Origin of the sequence: Pseudomonas putida (assembly GCF_001976065.1) — a bacterium.
In the GTDB taxonomy this organism is placed as follows: domain Bacteria; phylum Pseudomonadota; class Gammaproteobacteria; order Pseudomonadales; family Pseudomonadaceae; genus Aquipseudomonas; species Aquipseudomonas serbica.
In genome coordinates, this window is sequence record NZ_MNAH01000016.1 from 37,296 (window position 1) to 56,426 (window position 19,131).

A 19,131-nucleotide genomic window follows, 5' to 3' on the forward strand; every position below is an offset into this window, starting at 1 on the left:
CATTTCGAGGCGCGATTTTCAAACGAGGTGAAAGTAATTTTCGTGCAGAGGTAAGGGATGTCGCTAAGGGATATGTCGTGTCGCGATTAATGAAAATCAGGCAGGTAGATTTTCATTACCTCACCGAGCACTGATCGTTCCCACGCTCTGCGTGGGAACGATCACGATCAGGCAGGCGGATCTCAGTCGTGTTGCACCCGGGCGCGCTTGAGCAGTTTCTTGCAGCGCTCGGACAGGCCCAGCACCCGCAGGTGTTTGCCGGCCTTGCTGTAACGCTCGCGCAGGGTGTCCAGCGCGGCAATAGCCGAGTAGTCGACGAAGCTCAGGTGATGACAATCGAGGGTCACATGCGCCGGGTCGTTGGCCGGGTCGAATTGGTTGAGGAAAGGGGTCGTCGAGGCGAAGAACAGCGTGCCGTGCACGCGGTAAAGCTTGCTGCCGTCGGTTTCCAGATGACTGTCGGCGTACAGCTGCCGAGCCTGCTGCCAGGCGAAATTGAGCGCCGCGATGATGATGCCGCACAATACCGCCATGGCCAGGTCGGTGAACACCGTGATCACCGTCACCGCGATAATCACCAGTACATCATTCAACGGCACCTTGTTCAGCACCCGCAGCGAAGCCCAGGCGAAAGTCTGCTGCGAGACCACGAACATCACCCCCACCAACGCCGCCAACGGAATACGTTCGATCAACGGCGACAGGAACAGGATGAACAGCAGGATCGACACCCCGGCCACCACACCGGACAGCCGCCCGCGCCCCCCGGAGCTCAGGTTGATCACCGTCTGGCCGATCATTGCGCAACCGCCCATGCCACCAAACATACCGGACACCACGTTGGCCGCGCCCAGCGCCACGCACTCGCGATCGGGGTAACCGCGGCTCTCGGTGAATTCGTCGGTGAGGTTGAGGGTCAACAGGGTTTCCAGCAGGCCGACCATCGCCATCAAGAACGCGTAGGGCGCAATGATGCCTAGGGTTTCCAGGTTCCAGGGAATGTCTGGCAAGTCAAATGTCGGCAAGCCGCCAGCGATGTGTGCCATGTCGCCCAAGGTCCGGGTTGGCAGGCCGAGGAAGTGCACAGCCAACCCCACTCCCAAGATCGCCACCAACGCCGGCGGTATCGCGCGGGTCAGACGCGGCAGCACATAGACAACCGCCATCGTCACCGCCACCAACCCGATCATGTAGTACAACGGCGTACCGCTCAGCCAGGTCTCACCACTCTTGAAGTGCTCAAGCTGCGCCAGGGCAATGACGATTGCCAGGCCGTTGACGAACCCCAGCATCACCGGGTGCGGCACCATGCGCACCAGCTTGCCCAGGCGCAGCAGGCCGAACGCCGCCATGATCAACCCGCCCAGCAGCACCGTCGCCAGCAGGTACTGCACACCGTGCTGCACCACCAGCGCGACGATCACCACCGCCATCGACCCGGCTGCACCTGACACCATGCCCGGCCGGCCACCGAACAGCGCGGTCAGGGTGCAAATGATGAACGCACCATACAGCCCCATCAGCGGATTGAGATGAGCCACCAGCGCGAAGGCAATGCATTCGGGTAACAGGGCGAAAGACGTCGTGAGCCCGGCCAGGGCATCGGCGCGTAGATGTTTTGGTTTCATGGGGGACCGCATGCAGGGAGTAGCAAGAATGAGTGTGCGGATGTTACGGAATCGAGGGCATTGCGGCCAGTTTAAGCGACTTCAGAAATGCCTTCGCGAGCAGGCTCGCTCCCACAGTTGACCGCATTGTCCAGACGGACGCGGTCTAATGTGGGAGCGGGCTTGCTCGCGAAGGCAGCAACTCGGTCTAAAGCGAACTCACACCATCTCGTGACGAATCCACTCCAATACCGACGTACGCTTCGGCACCCAGCCCAATATCTCCCGCGCACGCGTGCCGCGCACCCGGCTGTTGGAGCCCAGGCCATAGTTGGCCATTTCATAGCCCCACTCGGCTTCGGCATCCTTCAAAGGCCAGTCTTGCGGCTTGCCCAGGTTCAACGCCTCGGCCATCGCCGTGGTCATGTCGATGAACGACGCTTCGCCGCTTTCGACGAAGTAGAACGTGCCTGGGACGTTTTTGCTCAGCGCCAGCAGGTACAGGGCCACCACGTCTTCGATGTGCACGTTGGACCAGATGTTCTGCCCGGTGCCGACATGCCGGACCACACCGCTTTTGCGTGCCTGCTTCAGCAAGCGCGGCAGCTGCACGCTGTCGCGATTGACGCCCAGGCTGTGGCCATAGATCAGCGTGTTGCAGATGACGGCCGAGTTCACGCCATCCTTGGCCGCGGCGAGAATGAGAGTGTCGATGGCCACGCGTGCAGCCTTGTCCACGGTGGGTTCCGGCAGGTTGTCTTCACGGTAGATAACGTCGCTGGACTTGCCGCCCGAGGCATCGCCGACGATGCTCGAACCGCTGGTGTGCAGGAACACCTTGTTGGTGCCGCGCAGGGCATCGAGCAAGGCTTCGACAGCGCCGCGATGGTCGCTGCTGGCGGCGTTGATCACGGCGTCGGCCGCTTTGGCCTGTTCGGCTAACAGTGCGCTGTCATCCAGCGTGCCGATTACGGGTGTGATGCCCAGTGCTTTCAGTTCATCCGCCTGTTCGGCATTGCGCACCAGGCCGGTAACCTTGTGACCGGCCTTGATCAGGCCAGTGGCGATGGAGCCGCCGATAAAACCGGCAGCACCGGTAACGAATACGTTCATGGAGAAACTCCCTGCGTTGATAAGTGATGCAACGAGTATCAAGCAGCGATCACTGGCGAAAAATCCCCGCTGACCCAATTCACTCTTGCGCAGGAATCACGAATCAGCCGCTGAAATCCGTGGAAGCGTACACCGCCAGTTTGCTCTGGATGAAGTCGAGGAAACACTGAATGCGCAAGGCCAGCTGCGAGTTGCGGTAATACACCGCGTTGATCGGCTGGCGATAGCCGCTGTTGAACTCGGCCAGCAACACCTTCAACCGTCCGGCACGAATGTCGTCGATGGTCATGTAGTGCGACAGGCTGGCGATGCCCTGGCCTTCCAGCGCCAGGTGGCGGATGGTTTCGCCGCTGGAGGCGCTGAGCGACGCCTGGATCGGCCAGCGATCGCCGTGCACGTAGCGCAGCGGCCATTGGTTGAGGCCCTCGTTCTGGGTGAATCCCAGCAGGGTATGTTTGGCCAGGTCGGCCACGGCGGTCGGTGTGCCGTGTTTTTCCAGATACGCCGGGCTGGCGACGATGTGCAGCGGGCTGCACCCCAGCGAGCGGGCGTGCAGGGTCGAGTCGGCCAGGGTGCCGATGCGGATGGCGATGTCGGTGCTTTGCTCGAGCAGGTCGATGATCAGGTCGTTGCTGTTGAGTTCGAGCTGGATGTCGGGATAGAGCCTGCGGAACTCATCGATGTAGGGCACGATGGCGTGCAGCATGAACGGTGACGCGGCGTTGATGCGCAAACGCCCGGACGGCGTTTGCTGGCGTGAGGACAAGCGCTCCTCGAGTTGATCCATCTGATCGAGGATCAGCTTGGCGTGTTCGAAGAAATACTTGCCTTCCTCGGTCAGGTCCATGCGGCGCGTGGTGCGGTTGATCAGCGTGGTATCGAGCTTGGCCTCCAGCCGCGACAGCGTACGGCTGACCGCCGACGGCGTCTGCCCGACCTGCTCGGCCGCCGCGGAAATCGACCCACACTCGATCACGCAGACGAAAATCTGCAACTCATCGGATCTGGCTTTCACGGTTGCCCCTCATGCAAAAACAGGCTTGATAGTAGCCGGAAGCGGGGCAAAAGGAACCTCAAGCCTTCAGGCCAAACACCTCGGCCAAATGCTGCTCATAACGCGCCACATCGGCCTCGATGTCCGGGCGTTTCATCACGTCCACACAGAGGAAAGTCGGCAAAGCGGTCATGCCGAGGAATTCGTTGGCCTTGTGGAACGGGAAGTACACCGCGTCCACGCCCTTGGCTTCGAAGAAGTCAGTCGGGTCGTCGAAGGCTTGCTGCGGCGCGTTCCAGGTCAGCGACAGCATGTACTGCTTGCCGTGAACCAGACCGCCACTGCCGTATTTCTGCGAGGCGTCGGAACGGGTGCGGCCGTCACTGGCGTAGAGACTGCCATGACCTTCGGTGAAGACCTCGTCGATGTACTTCTTCACGGTCCAGGGCGCGCCCATCCACCAGCCGGGCATCTGGTAAATGATCACATCGGCCCAGAGGAATTTGGCAACTTCTTCAGCGACGTCGTAACCCTCGTCGATGAAGGTGGTTCTGACATCCACTCCGCCGCGATCCAGCACGCTCAGCGCGGCTTCATGCAAGGTGGTGTTGTAGCGGCCATCGGAGTGAGCGAATTTTTTGCCGCCGTTGAGCAACAGGACTTTTTTCATGGAAGGTCTCGGCAAGGGTCAGGAAATGAATGGCGGCAGATTAACGATCCGCCTCGCGCGGAGTAAGCGCACTTTTCGCAAAATTCATTTGACCTACACGCACGAATCGGCAAGTGATTGTTGCCTTAGACTGTGGCCAATTCTGACCTGAGGAGCGTTTTCTGATGAGTGAAATGCAAGGCTTCATCCTGCACGCCAAGACCCGCCCGGAAAAATCCGACGCCTTCGAAGCGTTTTTCAGCGGCTATGTAGAAGCAAGTCGCGCCGAACCCGGCTGCATCGAATACCACATGCTGCGCGACAAGCAGGACCCGACCCTGTTTATCTTCTATGAGATCTGGCAGTCCCAGGAGCATCTTGACGTGCACTCGAACCTGCCGCACATGAAGCAGTTCCTCGAGCAGCGCGATGAATACCTGGAGCGGGATTTCGAGATTCGTGCCATCGAAATGATCAGCCCGTCGCCCGCTAGCCGTTGATCAACAGATGGCCGCCGAGCAAACCCAGGCCAATGAAGAACACGCGCTTGAACAACTGGGCGCTGATCCGCTGGCGCAACCACTGCCCCAGCCACATGCCGAGCACCGCCGGGATCAGCGCCAACAGCGACGCACTCAATTCGCCGCCACCGAGGGCGCCGCGCCAGAGCAGTCCCGCGGCCAGGGCCAGGGTCGAGACGGTGAATGACAGGCCCAACGCCTGCACCAGCTCATCCTTGCTCAAGCCCAGCGCCTGCAGGTACGGCACCGCCGGAATCACGAACACTCCCGTGGCCGAGGTAATCACCCCCGTCAGCACGCCGCACAGCGGACCTAACCAGCGCTCATTGCCAGCACCTACACGCAAGGTCGGCAGGACCAAACCGCTCAGCGCGTAGATCAACAACGCTGCGCCCAAGCCGCGCACTACCCAGTGCCCACCGACCATGCCGATCCACAGCGTACCCGCACCAGTGCCGATGAAAATCGCCAGCAGCATTGGCCACAGCCGCTTGATCAACCCCTGCAAATGCCCGCCAAAGGCCAGTTGCCAGACGTTGGTCAGGGTCGCGGGAATGATCAACAACGCGGCAGCCTGTGACGGTGCAATAGCCAGGCCGAGCAGGCCCATGGCGATGGTTGGCAGGCCGAGGCCGATCACACCCTTGATCACGCCGGCCAGCAGGAAGGTGGCGATGACCAGCAGCGACAGGGCCAGGCCGAGGTTCTGATAGAACGAGACGAAGGTATTCATGGGGCTATGGTGAGCCCGGATTGGGACGGTTGAAAATCTGCCATATACTGAGGGAGCCTCTTGTTTATCCAGAGGCTGGCATATTTGTTGTGGCTAATGACGCCTTCGCGGGCAAGCCCGCTCCTACAATGGTTATGTGAACGACACAGATCCACTGTATGAGCGGGCTTGCCCGCGAAGGGCCCCTCCCAGACGACACTTGTAAATGGGCTGACGATGCACTTCGACATGACCGACCTGCGCCTCTACCTGAACATCCTCGACAGCGGCAACATCACCGCCGGCGCCGCGCGCAGCCATCTGTCCCTGGCGGCCGCGAGTGCACGAATCCGCGCGATGGAAACGTCACTGGGCACAGATTTCCTGCAACGCGGCCGTCGCGGCGTCACGCCGACGCCTGCCGGCAAGGCCCTCGCCCAACACGCCCGCGTCCTGCTGCAACAGGCCGAACGCATGCAGCAGGACCTGGCCGACTATGCCAAGGGCGTCAAAGGCCAGGTGCGGTTGTTGTGCAACACCACGGCGATCACCGAATACCTGCCGGAGTTGCTCGCCGACTTCCTGCGCGAGCACCCCAACCTCGACATCGACCTGCAGGAACTGCCCAGCACGCGCATCACCCACGCCTTGCGCCAGGGCGCAGCCGACCTGGGTATCGTCTCCGACGCGGTGGACACCCACTCCCTTGAAACCCTGCCCTTTCGTGACGATCCGCTGGTGTTGATCATGCCGCCCGGGCATCCCCTGGCCGAGGGCGAACCGCCAGGTTTCAGCGATACGTTGCAGCACGATTACGTGGGACTGGCCGCCAACAGCGCACTCGCGGTGTACCTCGAAGAACAGGCGTTGCACGCGGGTATGCGTATGCAGATCCGCATCCGTGCGGAAGGCTTCGACGGGGTGATTCGCATGGTCGCTCGCGGCGCCGGGCTGGCAATCGTGCCGCTGGCGGCGATCCAGCGACGGGAACTGGATCAGCCGCTCAACAGTTACGCGTTGAAGGAGGATTGGGCACAGCGAAAACTACTGCTGTGCGCCCGCTCGTTCGCTGGCCTGCCCGGTTATGCCAGAGCGCTGCTCAAGGCCTTGCGCACTGAGTGAGGCCGGTTTGGGCTTCCTGAAAAACAGGCCGTAGACCACCGTCAGCAGCAACAGGAACGGCACGCCGAACACCAGGGTCATCTTGAAGGCCTCGGTGAAGTAGGTGGTGATCATCACCGCCCCCATCAACACCAGTCCCAACAGCGTGCTGAAGGGGAACAGGCGCATGCGAAACGACAGTTTTCGCTCGCCGTGGCGCTGGTGATAACGACGGAAACAGTAGTGGGTCAGGAAGATCATGAACCAGGTGAAGATGGCGCCGAACATCGAGATCGCCATCATCAGGGTGAACGAACTTTCCGGGTACAGGATGTTGAGCAACGTCGCCAGGGCAATGCCCGAACTCGACAACAACAGGGCATTGAGCGGAATCCCGGTCTTGCTCAGCTTGCCCATGGACTTGGGTGCGTAACCGCCACGGGACAGGCTGAACATCATGCGCGTGGTGATGTACAACTGGCTGTTCATCGCCGACAGCGCGGCGATCAGGATCACGAAATTCATCACCCCGGTGGCGCCGGGAATGCCGATGGCTTGCATGACCGTGACGAACGGACTCTGGGCATGACCAGCCTGGACCCACGGCACGATTGCCAGCATCAAGGCGAGGGTCAGCAGGTAGAACACCACCAGCCGCACGATGGTCGCGCGAAAGGCTTTCTTCACCGCTTGCTCCGGGTCCTGCGCCTCACCGGCGGCCACCGCGATCATCTCCACGCTCAGGTAACTGAAGATCGACACGATGACCGCGACCCACATGCCCTGCAGGCCATTGGGGAAAAAACCGCCGTGGGCGGTGTAGTTGTGCACGCCGTATTCCGGGTTGCCGGAACCGAACACCACGTACACCGCGAGGATGATGAAACCGACAATCGCGCCGATCTTGATGGTCGAGAACCAGTACTCGAAGGTACCGAATGTCTTCACGCTGATCGCGTTGAGCACGATCAGCACACTGGAGAACGAGACGATCCACACCCACTCCGGCACGTTGGCAAACCAGTACTTCATGTACATCGCCACCGCCGTTACCTCCGTGCCAACCGCCAGCACGATCGCCGCCCAATAGGCGTAGCGCACGAGGAATCCGGCCAGCGGGCTGACATAGAATTCGGCATAGGCACCAAACGAACCGGAGGTCGAATGGGCCACGGTCATTTCCGCCAGGCAGCCCATCAACAACAGCGTGATGATCGCGCCGATGGCGTAGCTGAGCAGCACGCTCGGTCCGGCATAGCCGATCGCGTAGGCACTGCCCATGAACAGCCCGGTGCCGATCGCACCGCCAATGGCGATCATGCTCATCTGCCCGGACGTCAGCTGCCGCCGCAGGCCCTGTTCGCGGTTGGATATCGTTTCAAAACCGGTGTTATCGGTCATTTTTTATGTCCTCTGAATATTGTCTTTCTTGAAGAGCACGTCTTGGTTTTTACCCGGTGGGGATCAGCCACGCACAGCAGGACACGGATCAGAGAATACTCAGTGGATACTCGATGATGACGCGCACTTCGTTGTTGTCCGTGGTATCGGCCTGCGCCACTTGTGCGGTCGAGCGCACACTGGCCTGGCGCACCCGCACCGACAGGTCCCTGGCCTTGCCCGACTGCACGACGTAGCGCGCTTCGATGTCGCGCTCCCAGCGCTTGCCATCGTCGCCGTAGCGTCCATAGGCGCTATTGGGACCACCGTCGTAATGGCTGTCGTCGATATGGTCACCACTGACGTAACGCGACATGAAGCTCAGGCCCGGCACGCCGAAGGCCGCCATGTCCAGGTCATAACGCAGTTGCCATGAGCGTTCGTTGGGGGCGTTGAAGTCGAGCACCTGGACCGAGTTGGCGAGGAAAATCGAAGTGCCCGGCTGCTGGTCGAAACCCAGGTAATCGAACGGCTCATTGCCATCGACCTGTTGATACGCCAGGGTCAATCGATGGGCACCGAACTTGTAGGCGCTGGCCAGCGACCAGGTGGTGTTGTCGATCTTGCCGGCCAGGCTCTGACCATCGTCGTTAGTGCGGTAAATGTTGAAATCCAGGTTCAGCGACTGGCCTTCACCCAGGGCAACGGTGTAGTTGGTGTTGGCGTAGTACTGCCGCCAGATATCGGTGAACTGCGAACCGTACAGGCTGACGCTCAGTTGATCGCTCAGGGCGTAACTGCCGCCCAGATAATCGACGCTGCGTGTTTCCACGCCAGCGTACAGCGCTTTCAGTGCGCCATCGGCATTGGTCGAATTGCTGTCGTTGCCGGCAGTGAAATGACCGATGTCCAGTTGCAGGGCCTTGAGCTCATTGCTGGTCAGCTGAAAGCCGGTGGCCACGCTGGTGAACAGTCGCGCATTGCCGGTGCCGAACACCGGGTTGAGCGGCGTCAGGTTGCCGTACTTGAGTTCGGTGCGGGATATCCGCGCCTTCACCGCGCCGCCCGCTTCGGAGTACTCATCCTCGGGACGACCCTCTCCATCCACCGGCAGCAAGCCTGTGCCCGTGCGTCCCTTGCCACTGTCGAGCTTGATGCCCAGTTGCGCGTAGGCATCGACCCCGAACCCCACCGTGCCCTGGGTGTAGCCGGAGCGGTAATCGAGCATGATCCCGTGGGCCCATTCATCCCGGTAATTCTGACCACCCGGGTTGTTGAGGTTGTTGCGGTAGAAGTAGAAGTTACGGTTGGTCAGGGTCAGGCTACTGTCTTCGACGAATCCATTGTCGGTGGCGGCATACGCCATTTGTCCTAGGCAACTGCTGATGGCGAGCGGCAACGCGGGCCAGGTGAACAGTCTCATTCTGCGTGCTCCTTATTATTGTGATTGCACAGAACTGTTAATCGAGGACGACCGAAACCCTGCTGCCGGGAAACCCGGCAACAAGGGTGAACATCGGCGGTATCAGGTGACGCTGTGGCGGACCTGGAATTGCGCTTGCGCCCAGGTTTTCTGATCGAGAATCTCGCCAAGGATCTGCACCGCATCCCAGACCTCGGTGAAGGTCGTGTACAGCGGGGTAAAGCCGAAGCGCATGATCCGCGGCTCGCGGTAATCGCCGATCACGCCCCGGGCGATCAAGGCCTGGATCACCGCATAACCTTCAGGGTGTTCGAAGCTGACATGGCTGCCACGCTTGGCATGTTCACGCGGTGTGACCAGGGTCAACTCATGAGCGGCGCAGCGCTGCTCGACCAGTTCGATGAACAGGTCCGTCAGGGCCAGGGATTTGTGGCGCAGGGAGGCCATGTCGGTCTGGGCAAAAACGTCCAGCCCGCACTCGACCATCGCCAAGGAAGTGATCGGCTGGGTGCCACACAAGTAGCGCGCAATGCCGCTGCTCGGCTCGTAGCGCGACTCCATGGCGAACTGCCGCGAGTGGCCGAACCAACCCGACAGCGGCTGCGCCACCAGGTCGCACAACTGTGGATTGACCCAGACAAACGCCTGCGAACCCGGACCGCCATTGAGGTACTTGTAGGTGCAGCCGATGGCGTAGTCGGCGCCCGCCTGATGCAGGTCCACCGGCACCGCGCCGGCGGAATGCGCCAGGTCCCAGATGGCCAGCGCGCCACACTCGTGAGCCAGTGCGGTCAAGGCTTGCATGTCGTGCATGTAGCCCGTCTTGTAGTTGACGTGGGTGAGCATCACCACTGCCGTGTCCTGATCGATCGCTTGCGGCAGCTCTTCAGGGCTGTCGACCAGGCGCAGGCTGTAACCCTGCTGCAGCATGTCGGCCAGGCCTTCGGCGATGTACAGGTCCGTGGGGAAGTTACTGCTTTCGGTGACAATCACCCGTCGGGTTGGCGACCTGGTGGCTTGCACACGCAGCGCGGCACTGAGCACCTTGAACAGGTTGATCGACGTCGTGTCGGTCACCACCACTTCACCGTCACGGGCGCCGATCAGCCCGGCCAGGCGATTTCCCAGACGCTCGGAAAGCTCACGCCAACCGGCAGTGTTCCAGCTACGGATCAGGCCATTGCCCCACTCTTGGGCGATCACCTCCTGAGCACGCGCCAATGCCGCGACCGGGCGCGCGCCCAGCGAATTGCCATCGAGATAAATCACACCGTCGGGTAGCGCAAATTGCTGGCGTAGCGGCGCGAGAGTGTCCTGGGCATCAAGCGCCAGGCAATCGTTTCTTGTTGTCATCGGGCGTCCTGTTCTTTGAAGGTCGTAGCGTTTGCTCAGGCGTTTTCGGGCCTTTTCTGTGGAGAGATAATGAACGAAGCATTGGAGAATTTTCGTGCAAAGTGAGCAGCCGTATAGTACTTATCTCGCAGAAAATTCGAATTCAATGCCCATTAGCACGGATTTATTTCAACCATGAATCTCGACTCGACAGACCTGCGAATCCTCCATCAACTGCAGCAGGATGGCCGTATCAGCAACCAGGAACTGGCGGAGAAAGTCGCCCTGTCGCCGTCGGCCTGTCTACGCCGCTTGCGTCTGCTGGAAAGCGAGGGAGTCATTTCCGGCTACCGCGCCGTGCTGAATGCCGAGCGGCTGGGAATCGAACTGGAGGCCATCGTCCATGTGTCATTGCGACAGGACGTCGAGGACTGGCACGAGACCTTTATCAAGAAGGTCCAGTCGTGGCCGGAAGTGGTCACCGCGTACGTGATCACCGGCGCGAGCAACTATGTGCTGCGGGTGCAGGCGCGCAACCTCAAGCACTTCTCCGATTTCATCGTCAACCACTTGAACCGCACGGCGGGCGTGACCGACATCCGCTCGGAAATCGTCCTGCAGAAAATCAAGGAGCGCGAAGCGTTGCTGGACCTGGTGGTGCGCAAGTAAGGGAGCAACGCACGGCTAAACCTGTGGGAGCGGGCTTGCTCGCGAAGAGGGAGTGTCAGTTGACATCAATGTTCACTGGACCACCGCATTCGCGAGCAAGCCCGCTCCCACAGGGTTCGCTCAGAAGCTGCGCATGCGCCGGGCTTCATTGCGCTGCAAGGTCATGCTCGGGGATTCGTCGAACAGCTTGCGGTACTCGGCGGAAAAACGCCCCAGGTGGCTGAATCCCCAGCCCATGGCGATCGCGGAAATATTGCGCGCCGAACCGTGCTCAAGGATCTCCTGGCGTACGCCGTTCAATCGGTATTTCTTCAGGTAGACCATCGGTGACAACGCGAAGTACTTCTTGAACGCCTCGAACAGCTTGAAGCGCGAAACCCCGGCGGCGAGTTCAATGTCCTCCAGATGCAGGGCCTCGCGAGCATTGTCGTGAATGTATTGCCGCGCCCGGATCAGGTAGTGCGGCAACTTCACGCCCAGCACTTCGCGCAGCTCTTCCGAATAGTTGTTCGGCTGAGCGAGGATCAAGCCTTTGATCAAAGAACTTTCAATGTCCCGGGTGAAGGCGACCTGCTCGTAGAGTTCGCTGCTGCGTTCCAGCTCGGCGATGAAATAGCGCGCCATGCGCCACCAAGACGCCGACGCGCCGTCGACCGCATCCATCATCGGTTCGAAGCGCAGCGGCTCGTCCAGCGGTCTTTGCAGCAAGCCTTGCAGGGACTCGCTCATGGCAACGCGGGTGATTACCACCTGGACTTTGCGGCAATCGCCGGAAATCGCCAGCAGCTGGTTTTCATTCGGGGAAATGATCACCCCCTGGTCGCGGTCGGATTTCACCACGCTGCCGTTCTTGCTCAGTTCCTGCTCGCCCACCAGGGGCAGGCTCAGGCTGTAACTGCTGAAGTGTTCGGGATCTTCGATATCAATGGTGACATCGGTGCCGTACTCGATGGTGCCCAGGGTCGTGGCCATCGACTTGAACATGTTGGCGCTGTGATGGAAGCGGATTCGCTCGGGCGTCGTGGTCACGAGTCGATGCGGCCCGCAAATACCGGACATCCAGTTTCTCGCGGCCTCAAGATCATCGCTGTCGACACGAATGTCGCGACACTGCGGATCGGTTTTGCTGTTCATCACGGTGCACCCACGGGCTATTTTCCAGCGCGCTCTGACGGCGCGTCTCAGGCGTGGAAAAGGCAAGTTCCAAGCCATTGAACGCCGGCGCCAACTAAGTGGATAGCAATCCTCGACTATGCGGATAACGCAGCCGGTGAACGCTCTCCAACAGGCACTCGACGTTGCGCAAGACAGTACCTGATTGCTGCAAACAGGGGCAGCCGTTCATCGTTTGGTGCGCGGTTTGGGTAGTCACTGCCCAGCCAAGTGTTACCCCACAAATTTTATGGACTGCCTTCGCCCACAAACCGGATAGACCCCTGCCCACCCCACTCCCTCTAATGCGCACACCGATTAGCCCCAATAAAAAACAGGTGCACACCCATGAGTGGCGAAAAAAACGTCGAGCAGTGGAAAACGTTTATCCAGGGTTGCCTGGACTTCCGTCCGGTAGAAGGCGTGTTCCGCATCGCCCGGGACATTTTCACCGAGCCGCAGTTGTTCGATCTGGAGATGGAACTGATCTTCGAGAAGAACTGGATCTACGCCTGCCATGAAAGCGAGCTGGCCAATAACCACGACTTCGTCACGATGCGTGCCGGCCGCCAGCCGATGATCATTACCCGCGACGGCGATGGTCAGCTCAACGCCTTGATCAACGCTTGCCAGCATCGCGGCACCACCCTGACCCGCGTCGGCAAGGGCAACCAGTCGACGTTCACCTGCCCGTTCCACGCCTGGTGCTACAAGAGCGACGGGCGCCTGGTGAAGGTCAAGGCGCCTGGCGAGTATCCCGAAGGCTTCGACAAGGCCACCCGTGGCCTGAAGAAAGCCCGCATCGAGAGCTACAAGGGATTCGTGTTCATCAGCCTCGATGTGCATGCCGACAATAGCCTGGAAGACTTCCTCGGCGACGCCAAGGTGTTCTTCGACATGATGGTCGCCCAGTCGCCCACCGGTGAGCTGGAAGTGCTGCCCGGCAAGTCGGCCTACACCTACGACGGCAACTGGAAACTGCAGAACGAAAACGGCCTCGACGGCTATCACGTCAGCACCGTCCACTATAACTACGTGGCCACGGTGCAGCATCGCCAGCAGGTCAACAGCGAGAACGGCACCGGCAGTGGCAGCACCCTGGACTACAGCAAGCTCGGGGCGGGCGATGCCAATACCGATGATGGCTGGTTCGCCTTCAACAACGGTCACAGCGTGTTGTTCAGTGACATGCCGAACCCGACGGTACGCTCGGGCTACGCCACCATCATGCCGCGCCTGGTCGAAGAACACGGCCAGGAAAAGGCCGAATGGATGATGCATCGCCTGCGTAACCTGAACATCTACCCGAGCCTGTTTTTCCTCGACCAGATCAGCTCACAACTGCGCATCATCCGCCCGGTGGCCTGGAACAAGACCGAGATCATCAGCCAGTGCATCGGGGTGAAAAACGAGTCGGACGCTGACCGCGAAAACCGCATTCGCCAGTTCGAGGATTTCTTCAACGTCTCGGGCCTGGGCACACCGGACGACCTGGTGGAATTCCGTGAAGCCCAGCGCGGCTTCCAGGCACGCCTGGAGCGCTGGAGCGACATTTCCCGTGGCAGTCATCGCTGGGCCACCGGCGCCACGCCCAACAGCGAGGCGATCGGCATTGCCCCGGCCATGACCGGCACCGAGTTCACCCACGAAGGGCTCTACGTCAACCAGCACAGCAACTGGCAGAAATTCCTGCTCGATGGCCTGGACGCGAAATCCCTGAAACTCCGTGAGGTGCAATGATGAATGCGCACTTGCAGTACCAGATCGAACAGTTTTTCTACCGCAAATCCGAACTGTGCGACGCCCAGGACTGGGACGCCTACGTCCAGCTGTTCGACGAGCAGAGTGAATTCCACCTGCCGCAATGGGATTCGGAACACGTCTACACCCGCGACCCCAAGCGCGAGATGTCGCTGATCTACTACCCCAACCGTTCAGGCCTGGAAGATCGCGTGTTCCGCCTGCGCACGGGCAAGTCCGCGTCCTCGACGCCAATGCCGCGCACCTTGCACCTGATCAACAACGTGCGGATCGACGAACTCGAAAACGCTGAACTGGAGGTGCGCCTGAACTGGCACACGCTGTTCTATCGCCTGGCCACGTCCGAGCAGTTCTATGGCCGCGCGACCTACCGGCTCAAGCCTCACGCCGACAGCTGGCTGATCAGCCGCAAGCATGTGCTGCTGCTCAACGACACCATCAACTCGGTACTCGACTTCTACCACCTCTGAGCCCCTGGAGACCGAGGCATGAATCACAAAGTAGCGTTCAGCTTTGCCGACGGCAAAACCCTGTTCTTTCCCGTACAACCCAACGAAATCCTCCTCGACGCCGCCCTGCGCAACGGCATCAATATTCCCCTGGATTGCCGCGAAGGCGTTTGCGGCACCTGTCAGGGGCGCTGTGAGTCGGGCGACTACAGCCAGGATTACGTTGACGAGGAAGCGCTTTCCAGCCTGGACCTGCAGCAGCGCAAGATGCTCACCTGCCAGACGCGGGTGAAGTCCGACGCGGCGTTCTATTTCGACTTCGCCTCCAGCCTGTGCAACGCCGCGGGTCCGGCACAACTGAGCGCGACGGTAACTGAAGTCAGGCAGGTTTCAGCCAGCACTGCGATCCTGCACCTGGATCTTGGCACGTCGCCCCCACTGGATTTTCTGCCGGGGCAATACGCGCGGTTGTCGATTCCCGGGACCGAAAGCAAGCGTTCCTACTCGTTTGCCAATCGGCCGAGTGAACGCAATCAACTGCAATTCCTGATTCGCCTGTTGCCCGACGGCGTCATGAGCAACTACATCCGTGATCGCTGCCAGGTGGGCGACGACATCATGCTGGAGGCACCGCTGGGCGCCTTCTATCTGCGGCATGTGGCCAAACCGCTGATCCTGGTAGCGGGCGGTACCGGGCTGTCGGCACTGCTGGGCATGCTCGACGATCTCGCCGAACGCGGTTGCGCGCAGCCGGTGCATCTGTACTACGGCGTGCGCGACGCTGCCGATCTGTGTGAACGCGCACGAATCGAGGCCTATGCCGAACGTCTTCCAGGGTTTCGCTACACCGAAGTGGTCAGCGACCCTTCGCCCCAGTGGACGGGCAAGCGCGGCTACATTGCCGAGCATTTCGACATCAGTGAACTGCGCGACGCGCCGGTCGACATGTACGTCTGCGGCCCGCCGCCGATGGTCGAGTCGATCAAGGACTGGTTGCAGGCCCAGGCGCTGGACAGTGTTCACCTGTATTACGAAAAGTTTACCGAGAGTAATATCTGATCTTTCAAATCAGGCCTGACAACAATAACCAGAAGGGATCGAGATGGCGGATGAAATCTTGCAACAGGGAACGCTCAAGCGGGGGTTGAAGAATAGACATATTCAACTCATCGCCTTGGGCGGGGCTATTGGTACGGGGCTGTTCCTGGGCTCCGCAGGCGTGCTCAAGTCGGCCGGGCCGTCGATGATCCTCGGTTATGCGATTGCCGGGTTCATCGCCTTCCTGATCATGCGCCAGTTGGGCGAGATGATTGTCGAGGAGCCGGTGGCAGGTTCCTTCAGTCACTTCGCCCACAAGTACTGGAGCGGTTATGCCGGCTTCCTGTCCGGCTGGAATTACTGGGTGCTTTACGTGCTGGTGGGCATGGCCGAGTTGACGGCCGTGGGCAAGTACGTGCAGTTCTGGTGGCCGGAGATTCCGACCTGGGTCAGCGCCGCGGTGTTCTTCGTCCTGGTCAACCTGATCAACACGATGAACGTCAAAGTCTTCGGCGAGATGGAATTCTGGTTTGCGATCATCAAGGTCGTGGCAATCATCGGCATGATCGTCCTGGGCTGCTACATGCTGTTCAGCGGCACCGGCGGCCCGCAGGCGTCGGTCAGCAACCTGTGGAGCCACGGCGGCTTCTTCCCCAACGGCACCACCGGCTTGCTGATGTCGATGGCGTTCATCATGTTCTCCTTCGGCGGCCTGGAACTGGTCGGCATCACGGCCGCTGAAGCCAGCGAGCCGCGCAAGGTGATTCCCAAGGCGATCAACCAGGTGGTTTATCGCGTGTTGATCTTCTACGTCGGCGCCCTCACCGTGCTGCTGTCGCTGTACCCCTGGGATCAACTGCTGCAGACCCTCGGCGCGTCCGGCGATGCCTACAGTGGCAGCCCGTTCGTGCAGATCTTCTCGTTGATCGGCAGCGACACCGCCGCGCACATCCTCAACTTCGTGGTGCTCACCGCGGCGCTCTCGGTCTACAACAGCGGCGTCTACTGCAACAGCCGCATGCTCTACGGCCTGGCCGAACAGGGCGACGCACCGAAGTCGCTGATGAAACTGAACAAACAGGGCGTGCCCCTGCGGGCGCTGGGCATCTCGGCGCTGATCACCATGCTGTCGGTGCTGGTCAACTACCTGGCGCCCCATGAAGCGCTGGAGTTGCTGTTCGCACTGGTGGTCGCTTCGTTGATGATCAACTGGACACTGATCAGCCTGACCCACCTGAAGTTTCGCAAAATCATGGGCCAGCAAGGCATCGTGCCGGGCTTCAAGTCGTTCTGGTTTCCTTTCAGCAACTACCTGTGCCTGGCGTTCATGGCCATGATCATCTGCGTGATGTGGATGATTCCGGGCATACGCGCGTCGGTCATCGCCATCCCGGTATGGGTGGCGATCATCTACCTGTTCTACCGGGTGCGCGTGGCGCGCGATCGCCGCTTGCCAGTCGCTCAATAATCCAGCGCGCAACAAAAAGCCCCGGTATTCATCGAATGCCGGGGCTTTTTCATGCCTGCCGGATCAAAGGGTCGAACGCACTCGCCACAATTCCGGGAACAGCACGGTATCGAGCATCTTGCGCAGATAACCCACCCCTTCCGTGCCGCCAGTGCCGGGCTGGAAGCCGATGATCCGCTCGACCGTGGTGACATGGCGGAAGCGCCACTGGCGGAACGAGTCTTCGAGATCGATGAATTTCTCGGCCAACTGATAGAGGTCCCAATAACGCGTCGGATCCTTGTAGACCACGCGCCAGGCGGCTTCGACCGAGGCGTCATGCTGCGTCGGGCCGGTTGGGTCACGCTCGAAACGTTGCGGGTCGATCGTCAGCCCGGCGTTGGCCATCAGGCGAATCGCTTCGTCATACAGCGAAGGCGTGGCGATGGCTTTTTCCAGTTCCTGCAGCAGCTCCGGCCGATGGGCGTGGGGGCGCAACAGCGTCGCGCTCTTGTTGCCCAGGATGAACTCGATTTCACGGTACTGAAACGACTGGAAGCCCGACGATTGCCCCAGGAAAGGCCTGATCGAGTGGTACTCGGTGGGCGTCATGGTGGCCAGCACCGTCCACGCATGCACCAGTTGGTCAAAGATCCGCGAGACCCGCGCCAGCATCTTGAAGGCCGGCGGCAACTCACCCAAACGAACGTGTTCGCGGGCGGCCTTGAGCTCGTGCAACATCAGCTTCATCCACAGCTCGGAGGTCTGGTGCTGAATGATGAACAGCATCTCGTTATGGTCTGGCGACAACGGGTGCTGGGCACTGAGGATGCGCCCCAGGTCCAGGTAGTCGCCGTAGCTCATGGAGTCGGAAAAATTCAGCTCGGCGTTATGCCATTCATCTGTCTGATTGGCAGGCGAATACGGACATTGGCTCATTGACCAGGCTCCTCATGTGGCAGTGAATTCAGTGGACGCAAGATAGCCCTGACCGGGCTGGCGTCGAGGTTGGCAAAACGCAGCGGCAGCGCGATCAACTCGTAATCCCCTTCCGGGACGTCATCGAGCACGATGCCTTCGAGAATGGCCATGCCGTGGCGCGCCACGGCGTTGTGCGCATCCATGGTCTTGGATTGCTGCGGGTCCAGCGACGGCGTGTCGATACCGATCAGGCGCACGCCGAGACTCGCCAGCAGGTCGACGGTGTCTTTGCCGACCGCGGTGAATTCGGGGTCCCAGCTAGTCAGCGGCGCCTGTTGATAGGTACGCAGCAGGACGCGTTCGGGCAGGTTGGCCAGACGACCTTGCAGTTGCCCGGGTTGCACCAGTGTGTCGCTGCCCAGGCAATGCAGGACCCGGCACGGCCCGATATACACATCGAGAGAAACATCGCCGATGGCCGCACCGTCCTTGCTGTAATGCAGAGGCGCGTCGACATGGGCGCCGGTGTGCGGCGACAGCGTGATGCGTCCGACATTCACCGGGCATTCAGGCCCCAGCGTCCAGACGCGTTCTTCCTGAAACGGCGTATCTCCCGGCCAGGTCGGTGTTGCGGTACTCAAGGGCGGGCTGATGTCCCACCACGACATTGTTTTTTTCATTGCACAGCTCTCGGCCTTTTCCGAAGTGAATGATACGAGCGATACCTGTGCATGTTCTTGCAAAAACCTTCGAAAAAACCTGGGGCTTTCGCACAAACTGCCAGATATCGGCGGTTTACCGAGTGGAAATTTCAATGGCGCCACAGCCGTTGGCAGGCGTTGAGCGGGTGAAGGTCACTGCG

At 60.4% G+C, this 19,131-nt stretch carries 18 protein-coding genes; 7 read left to right on the forward strand and 11 right to left on the reverse strand.

The features are described 5' to 3' along the window. Positions 1–182 precede the first annotated feature (182 nt). The 4 genes from BKX96_RS31650 to mdaB form a co-directional block, all read right to left on the reverse strand. On the reverse strand, positions 183–1,628 hold the full coding sequence (locus BKX96_RS31650) for a SulP family inorganic anion transporter (protein ID WP_077186376.1): 1,446 nt from the start codon (positions 1,626–1,628) through the stop codon (positions 183–185). 198 nt (positions 1,629–1,826) lie between these two features. Beyond that, positions 1,827–2,720, reverse strand: a complete 894-nt coding sequence (locus BKX96_RS31655) for an NAD-dependent epimerase/dehydratase family protein (RefSeq protein ID WP_077186377.1) — start codon at positions 2,718–2,720, stop codon at positions 1,827–1,829. A gap of 103 nt (positions 2,721–2,823) precedes the next feature. After that, positions 2,824–3,735, reverse strand: coding sequence for a LysR family transcriptional regulator (locus BKX96_RS31660; protein ID WP_046820656.1), 912 nt, complete (start codon positions 3,733–3,735; stop codon positions 2,824–2,826). Positions 3,736–3,793: 58 nt separating this feature from the next. Further along, positions 3,794–4,384 carry an NADPH:quinone oxidoreductase MdaB gene (gene mdaB / locus BKX96_RS31665; protein WP_046820657.1) on the reverse strand — a complete coding sequence of 197 codons (591 nt, stop codon included), beginning with the start codon at positions 4,382–4,384 and terminating at the stop codon, positions 3,794–3,796. Positions 4,385–4,548: 164 nt separating this feature from the next. On the opposite strand from mdaB, the gene BKX96_RS31670 reads away from it, so the two are divergent. Further along, positions 4,549–4,863, forward strand: coding sequence for a putative quinol monooxygenase (locus BKX96_RS31670; RefSeq protein ID WP_046820658.1), 315 nt, complete (start codon positions 4,549–4,551; stop codon positions 4,861–4,863). Here BKX96_RS31670 and BKX96_RS31675 read toward each other — a convergent pair. Then, positions 4,853–5,617: a sulfite exporter TauE/SafE family protein gene (locus BKX96_RS31675; RefSeq protein WP_077186378.1), complete on the reverse strand. Its 765-nt coding sequence runs from the start codon at positions 5,615–5,617 to the stop codon at positions 4,853–4,855. The two genes, BKX96_RS31670 and BKX96_RS31675, sit on opposite strands and share 11 nt — an antisense overlap. 216 nt (positions 5,618–5,833) lie before the next feature. Between BKX96_RS31675 and BKX96_RS31680 the strand changes: the two genes are divergently transcribed. Continuing rightward, complete coding sequence (locus BKX96_RS31680; RefSeq protein WP_077186379.1) at positions 5,834–6,718, forward strand: LysR family transcriptional regulator; 885 nt, start codon at positions 5,834–5,836, stop codon at positions 6,716–6,718. Here BKX96_RS31680 and BKX96_RS31685 read toward each other — a convergent pair. The 3 genes from BKX96_RS31685 to kynU all read right to left on the reverse strand — a co-directional run bounded on the left by BKX96_RS31685 (position 6,641) and on the right by kynU (position 10,853). Further along, positions 6,641–8,098, reverse strand: a complete 1,458-nt coding sequence (locus tag BKX96_RS31685) for an amino acid permease (protein WP_046820661.1) — start codon at positions 8,096–8,098, stop codon at positions 6,641–6,643. The two genes, BKX96_RS31680 and BKX96_RS31685, sit on opposite strands and share 78 nt — an antisense overlap. 88 nt (positions 8,099–8,186) lie before the next feature. After that, on the reverse strand, positions 8,187–9,500 hold the full coding sequence (locus tag BKX96_RS31690; RefSeq protein ID WP_077186380.1) for an OprD family porin: 1,314 nt from the start codon (positions 9,498–9,500) through the stop codon (positions 8,187–8,189). A gap of 102 nt (positions 9,501–9,602) precedes the next feature. After that, on the reverse strand, positions 9,603–10,853 hold the full coding sequence (kynU, locus tag BKX96_RS31695; protein ID WP_046820663.1) for a kynureninase: 1,251 nt from the start codon (positions 10,851–10,853) through the stop codon (positions 9,603–9,605). Between the two features lie 174 nt (positions 10,854–11,027). Between kynU and BKX96_RS31700 the strand changes: the two genes are divergently transcribed. Next, on the forward strand, positions 11,028–11,501 hold the full coding sequence (locus BKX96_RS31700; protein WP_046820664.1) for an Lrp/AsnC family transcriptional regulator: 474 nt from the start codon (positions 11,028–11,030) through the stop codon (positions 11,499–11,501). A 120-nt stretch (positions 11,502–11,621) separates the two neighbouring features. Here BKX96_RS31700 and BKX96_RS31705 read toward each other — a convergent pair whose 3' ends face one another. Next, positions 11,622–12,635: an AraC family transcriptional regulator gene (locus tag BKX96_RS31705; protein WP_082240526.1), complete on the reverse strand. Its 1,014-nt coding sequence runs from the start codon at positions 12,633–12,635 to the stop codon at positions 11,622–11,624. A gap of 366 nt (positions 12,636–13,001) precedes the next feature. On the opposite strand from BKX96_RS31705, the gene antA reads away from it, so the two are divergent. The 4 genes from antA to BKX96_RS31725 are packed head-to-tail and all read left to right on the forward strand — an operon-like array spanning position 13,002 to position 17,369. After that, entirely contained in the window at positions 13,002–14,393 is a 1,392-nt protein-coding gene (antA, locus tag BKX96_RS31710; RefSeq protein ID WP_046820666.1) for an anthranilate 1,2-dioxygenase large subunit, read from the forward strand. Then, positions 14,393–14,884, forward strand: coding sequence for an anthranilate 1,2-dioxygenase small subunit (gene antB, locus BKX96_RS31715; RefSeq protein WP_077186381.1), 492 nt, complete (start codon positions 14,393–14,395; stop codon positions 14,882–14,884). Before antA ends, antB begins: the two co-directional genes overlap by 1 nt. An 18-nt stretch (positions 14,885–14,902) precedes the next feature. After that, on the forward strand, positions 14,903–15,922 hold the full coding sequence (gene antC, locus BKX96_RS31720; RefSeq protein ID WP_077186382.1) for an anthranilate 1,2-dioxygenase electron transfer component AntC: 1,020 nt from the start codon (positions 14,903–14,905) through the stop codon (positions 15,920–15,922). Between the two features lie 43 nt (positions 15,923–15,965). Beyond that, positions 15,966–17,369: an amino acid permease gene (locus tag BKX96_RS31725; RefSeq protein ID WP_046820669.1), complete on the forward strand. Its 1,404-nt coding sequence runs from the start codon at positions 15,966–15,968 to the stop codon at positions 17,367–17,369. A gap of 63 nt (positions 17,370–17,432) precedes the next feature. Here BKX96_RS31725 and kynA read toward each other — a convergent pair whose 3' ends face one another. After that, complete coding sequence (gene kynA / locus BKX96_RS31730) at positions 17,433–18,287, reverse strand: tryptophan 2,3-dioxygenase (RefSeq protein ID WP_046820670.1); 855 nt, start codon at positions 18,285–18,287, stop codon at positions 17,433–17,435. Further along, positions 18,284–18,949, reverse strand: coding sequence for an arylformamidase (kynB, locus tag BKX96_RS31735; protein WP_046820671.1), 666 nt, complete (start codon positions 18,947–18,949; stop codon positions 18,284–18,286). Before kynB ends, kynA begins: the two co-directional genes overlap by 4 nt. Positions 18,950–19,131: the final 182 nt, after the last annotated feature.

Excerpts from the sequence above, each read along its gene's own strand:
- BKX96_RS31650 (WP_077186376.1), bottom strand. The coding sequence starts at position 1,628 with ATGAAACCAAAACATCTACGCGCCGATGCCCTGGCCGGGCTCACGACG.
- BKX96_RS31655 (WP_077186377.1), bottom strand. The coding sequence starts at position 2,720 with ATGAACGTATTCGTTACCGGTGCTGCCGGTTTTATCGGCGGCTCCATC.
- mdaB (WP_046820657.1), bottom strand. The coding sequence starts at position 4,384 with ATGAAAAAAGTCCTGTTGCTCAACGGCGGCAAAAAATTCGCTCACTCC.
- BKX96_RS31670 (WP_046820658.1), top strand. The coding sequence starts at position 4,549 with ATGAGTGAAATGCAAGGCTTCATCCTGCACGCCAAGACCCGCCCGGAA.
- BKX96_RS31675 (WP_077186378.1), bottom strand. The coding sequence starts at position 5,617 with ATGAATACCTTCGTCTCGTTCTATCAGAACCTCGGCCTGGCCCTGTCG.
- BKX96_RS31680 (WP_077186379.1), top strand. The coding sequence starts at position 5,834 with ATGCACTTCGACATGACCGACCTGCGCCTCTACCTGAACATCCTCGAC.
- BKX96_RS31685 (WP_046820661.1), bottom strand. The coding sequence starts at position 8,098 with ATGACCGATAACACCGGTTTTGAAACGATATCCAACCGCGAACAGGGC.
- BKX96_RS31690 (WP_077186380.1), bottom strand. The coding sequence starts at position 9,500 with ATGAGACTGTTCACCTGGCCCGCGTTGCCGCTCGCCATCAGCAGTTGC.
- kynU (WP_046820663.1), bottom strand. The coding sequence starts at position 10,853 with ATGACAACAAGAAACGATTGCCTGGCGCTTGATGCCCAGGACACTCTC.
- BKX96_RS31700 (WP_046820664.1), top strand. The coding sequence starts at position 11,028 with ATGAATCTCGACTCGACAGACCTGCGAATCCTCCATCAACTGCAGCAG.
- BKX96_RS31705 (WP_082240526.1), bottom strand. The coding sequence starts at position 12,635 with ATGAACAGCAAAACCGATCCGCAGTGTCGCGACATTCGTGTCGACAGC.
- antA (WP_046820666.1), top strand. The coding sequence starts at position 13,002 with ATGAGTGGCGAAAAAAACGTCGAGCAGTGGAAAACGTTTATCCAGGGT.
- antB (WP_077186381.1), top strand. The coding sequence starts at position 14,393 with ATGAATGCGCACTTGCAGTACCAGATCGAACAGTTTTTCTACCGCAAA.
- antC (WP_077186382.1), top strand. The coding sequence starts at position 14,903 with ATGAATCACAAAGTAGCGTTCAGCTTTGCCGACGGCAAAACCCTGTTC.
- BKX96_RS31725 (WP_046820669.1), top strand. The coding sequence starts at position 15,966 with ATGGCGGATGAAATCTTGCAACAGGGAACGCTCAAGCGGGGGTTGAAG.
- kynA (WP_046820670.1), bottom strand. The coding sequence starts at position 18,287 with ATGAGCCAATGTCCGTATTCGCCTGCCAATCAGACAGATGAATGGCAT.
- kynB (WP_046820671.1), bottom strand. The coding sequence starts at position 18,949 with ATGAAAAAAACAATGTCGTGGTGGGACATCAGCCCGCCCTTGAGTACC.